Source organism: Streptomyces sp. NPDC048434 (assembly GCF_043200375.1).
In the GTDB taxonomy this organism is placed as follows: Bacteria; Actinomycetota; Actinomycetes; order Streptomycetales; family Streptomycetaceae; genus Streptomyces.
Window position 1 is genome coordinate 1 of the sequence record NZ_JBICXQ010000073.1, and the last position, 4,489, is coordinate 4,489.

Here is a 4,489-nt window from a genome sequence, read left to right on the forward strand (position 1 = left end):
GAGTCGGTCCCGGTTGACGACGCCTACGAGAGGCTTGCCCAGCGCGGCTATGGGTACGGGCCGGCGTTCCGGGGGCTGCGTCAGGTGTGGCGTGCTGGGGACACCGTCTACGCCGAGGTGGAGCTGCCCCAGGTCATTGATTCCGACGCGGCCGAGTTCGGCCTGCACCCTGCCCTGCTCGACGCCGCTCTGCACGGTCTTCTGGCCGTCGGCACCAGCGACGGCAGTAGCGGGACGGAGCTGCCGTTCGCGTGGTCGGGGGTGCAACTGCTGGCGAGCGGCGCCCGCCACCTGCGAGTGGCGTTCGCTTCCGGGCCGGGTGGGGTCTCGGTGACGGCGTTTGACGGTGTTGGTCAGCCGGTGTTGCAGGCGCGGTCGTTGGCGTTGCGTGAGGCGTCGGCTGGTCAGTTCGCCGGGTCTGGTCGGCAGGTGCGGCAGTCGCTGTTCACCGTGGACTGGGTCCCGCTGCCGGCGCCTCAGGCCTCTGATGCCGTCGTGCAGTGGGCGCGGCACGGTGAGTCGGTCGGGTCCGAGGTGGCCCCGGTGGTTGTTGCTGCGGTTCCGGCCGCTCCGTCTGGGACTTCGGCGCCGCAGGCGGCTCAGCTGGCCGCCGCGACGGTGCTGGGTTGGGTGCAGCAGTGGCTCGCCGACCCCGAGACCGACGGTGCGCGGTTGGTGATCTGGACCCAGGGCGCGGCCGCCGGGCAGGACCTGGCCGGTGGGGCAGTGACGGGCCTGATCCGCTCCGCGCAGTCGGAGCACCCGGGGCGTCTGCTGCTGGTCGATGTCGACCCGTCAGCCGACTTGGACCCTAGTCGCGACGCCGACGTGGACACCGCTCTGGCGTTGGCGCTGGATGCCGATGAGCCTGAGGTCCGCATTCGTCCCGCTACTGACGGCGGGGGAATCGCGGTGTTCGGGCGTCGGCTGGTCCGGGCCGGTGCGTCCGGTGAGTTGGTGCTTCCCGGTGGTTCGGGGTGGCGGGTTGAAGTGACCCAGCCGGGTGACCTGAGCAGTACTGCCGTGATCGATGCTCCCGAGGCTGACGTCGAGTTGTCGGTGGGCCAGGTCCGGGTTGGTCTGCGTGCGGCGGGCGTGAACTTCCGCGACGTCGTCGCCGGGCTGGGGATGGTCTCCGACGGCCGAGTCCTGGGCATGGAGGGTGCCGGGGTCGTGCTGGAGACCGGTCCCGGGGTGGACGGCCTGGTTGTGGGCCAGTCGGTGATGGGTCTGGTACCCGGTTGGGGGCCGGTCGGGGTTGTCGACAGCCGCTTGGTGGCCGCCATCCCGCAAGGTTGGTCCTTCCAGCAGGCCGCAGCGGTGCCGGTGACATTTCTGACGGCGTTCTACGCGTTGCGGGATCTGGCCCAGGCCCGTCCCGGCCAGCGGGTGCTCATCCACGCCGGAACCGGTGGAGTTGGCACGGCTGCGGTGCAGTTGGCAAAGGAATGGGGCTTGGAGGTCTTCGCGACCGCCAGCCCGGCCAAGCAGCCGGCCTTGCGGGCGATGGGTGTGGACGAGAGCCACATCGCCTCGACCCGTGATCTGGCCTTCTGCGAGCAGTTCTTGGACGTGACCGGTGGCGAGGGTATGGACGTGGTCGTCAACGCCCTGGCCGGGGAGTTCACGGATGCGTCGCTGCGGCTGCTGCCGCGCGGTGGCCGGTTCGTCGAGATGGGCAAGACCGATATCCGCGACTCCGAGCAGGTGGCCCAGACCTATCCGGGAGTGGTCTACCGCGCGTTCGACCTGATGGATGCCGGTGTGCCACGGGTCGGGGAGATGCTGGCCGAGCTGGGGGCGATGTTCGATGCGGGGACGCTGGTTCCGCCGCCGGTGACGTGTTTCGAGCTGTCGCAGGCTGTGGCGGCGCTGCGGCATCTGCAGGCCGCCCGGCACCTGGGCAAGGTCGTGCTGAACATCCACGCCGAGTGGGACCCGCAGGGCACCGTCCTGGTCACGGGTGGGACAGGGACGCTGGGTGGGGAGTTGGCCGGGCACCTGGTGGACGTCCGTGGCATACGGCACCTGGTGTTGCTGTCCCGGCGGGGCCCGGCGGCGCCGGGGGTTGCCCGTCTGGTCGCGGAGTTGGCGCAGTCGGGTGCGGGCGTGCGGGTGCAGGCCGGCGACGCCGCCAACCGCGACGCCTTGGCGTCGGTGTTGGCGAGGATCGGGGCTGAGCGGCCGTTGACGGCGGTGGTGCATGCCGCTGGTGTGATCGACGACGCCACGGTGGAGTCGCTGACGCCTGAGCGGATGGCGACGGTGCTGTCGGCGAAGGCTGATGCGGCGTGGAACCTGCACGAGTTGACCGAGGGCGCGGGCCTGGCCGGCTTCGTCCTGTACTCCTCGGCCATGGCCGCCCTGGGGAGCCCGGGGCAGGGGAGTTACGCCGCGGCCAACGCGTTCCTGGACGTGCTGGCTGCCTACCGCCGCGACCGGCACCTGGCCGGTCAGTCGCTGGCCTGGGGCCTGTGGACCCAGGCCTCGGGGATGACCGGGCATCTGGATGGCGCTGACCTGTCGCGTCTGCGGCGCGGTGGTGTTCAGCCGATGGCGACGGAGCAGGGCCTGGCGCTGTTCGAGGCCGCTGCCGCGTTGGGTGCGCCGTTGGCGGTCCCGGCCCGACTGGACTTGGCCGCGTTGTCGCGTGCTGGGGGGTCGGTGCCTCCGCTGTTGCGCGGTCTGGTTGCCGGTGGTGGCTCCGTGCGCCGGTCCGCGGCTGTGGCTGCGGTCGTGGGTGGCCTCGCGGCCCAGTTGGCCGCGCTCAGTCCTGCCGATCGTGAGCAGGAGGTTCTGCAGATCGTCCGGGCCGGCACCGCAGCCATTCTGGGCCACGCCAGCCCTGGGGACATCGATTCCCAGCGGGCCTTCCGCGAGATGGGCATCGACTCCCTGACCGCGCTGGAGCTGCGCAACCGACTCGCAGCCGAGACGAGCCTCACCCTTCCCGCGACTCTGGTCTTCGACTACCCCGTCCCGCTGGAACTCGCTCGGTATCTGGTCACAGAGGCATGTGGGACCGACGGCGTGGCCGCCGTACCCGCGGTCCGTGTCGGCATGGACGAGCCGGTGGCGATTGTCGGTATGGGTTGCCGGTTCCCGGGCGGGGTCGAGGACCCGGAGGGCTTCTGGCAGTTGATCGCCGCGGGGACCGACGCGATGACCGGCTTCCCGGTGAACCGCGGCTGGGAGACGCCGGGCCTGTCCGAGTCCGGTGATGCGGGCCCGACTTATGCCAGGGTGGGCGGCTTCCTGGACGGTGCCGGTGATTTCGATGCGGAGTTCTTCGGGATCAGTCCGCGTGAGGCGTTGGGGATGGATCCCCAGCAGCGGTTGTTGCTGGAGACGTGCTGGGAGGCGCTGGAGGACGCTGGCATCACCCCGGGTTCGCTGCGTGGCACCGACACCGGCGTCTACGCCGGCATCATCACGTCGGAGTACCGGGTCGGTGAGCAGGACAGCGCGAGCGGCTATGGAATAACCGGGACCGCTGCGAGTGTGGCGTCGGGTCGGGTGGCGTACTCGCTGGGGTTGCAGGGTCCTGCGGTGTCGGTGGACACGGCGTGTTCGTCTTCGCTGACGGCGATTCACCTTGCGGCGCAGGCGCTGCGGTCCGGGGAGTGCGGGATCGCGCTGACCGGTGGCGTCATGGTGATGGCTTCGCCTGGGACGTTCACGGAGTTCGCGCGGCAGCGGGGGTTGGCTGGCGATGGCCGGTGCAAGCCGTTCGCGGATGCCGCCGATGGCACCGGGTGGGGTGAGGGTGTCGGTGTCCTGGTTCTGGAGCGGTTGTCGGATGCGCGTGCTCGTGGGCACCGGGTGTTGGCGGTCGTGGCGGGTAGTGCGGTCAACCAGGACGGGGCGAGTAATGGTCTGTCGGCGCCGAATGGTCCGTCGCAGCAGCGGGTGATCCGGGCTGCGTTGGCGAGTGCGGGGTTGCAGCCGGGCGATGTTGATGTGGTGGAGGCGCATGGCACCGGTACGGCGCTGGGTGACCCGATCGAGGCGCAGGCGCTGCTGGCGACCTATGGTCAGGACCGGCCGGAGGGCCGGCCGTTGCTGCTGGGGTCGGTGAAGTCGAATATCGGTCACACGCAGGCGGCTGCCGGTGTGGCTGGTGTGATCAAGATGGTGCAGGCGATGCGGCACGGGATGCTGCCCCAGACGCTGCACGTGGATGCTCCGTCGTCGCATGTGGACTGGTCGGCCGGGGCGGTGGAGCTGCTGACGGCGCCTCGGGAGTGGCCTGCGGGTTCTGGTCCGCGGCGGGTTGGTGTGTCGGGTTTCGGGATCAGCGGCACCAATGTGCACGTCATTCTTGAGCAGCCCGCAGAGGAAGCGGCTGCCCTGGACGAGTTGGAGCCGGCCTCGGAGTTGGGGCTGGAGTCTGTGGGTCCGGTGGCGTGGGTAGTGTCGGCGCGGTCCGGTGCGGCGCTGGCCGCGCAGGCGGGTCGACTGGCGGACTTCGTGGCGGCCCGTCCGGAGG

1 protein-coding gene is annotated in these 4,489 nt (G+C 70.6%); it reads left to right on the forward strand.

Annotation, left to right across the window (positions count from 1 at the left end):
• Window positions 1-4,489, forward strand: a 4,489-nt coding sequence (locus ACGFWI_RS38760; RefSeq protein WP_393910767.1) for an SDR family NAD(P)-dependent oxidoreductase, incomplete at both ends; no start/stop codon positions are given.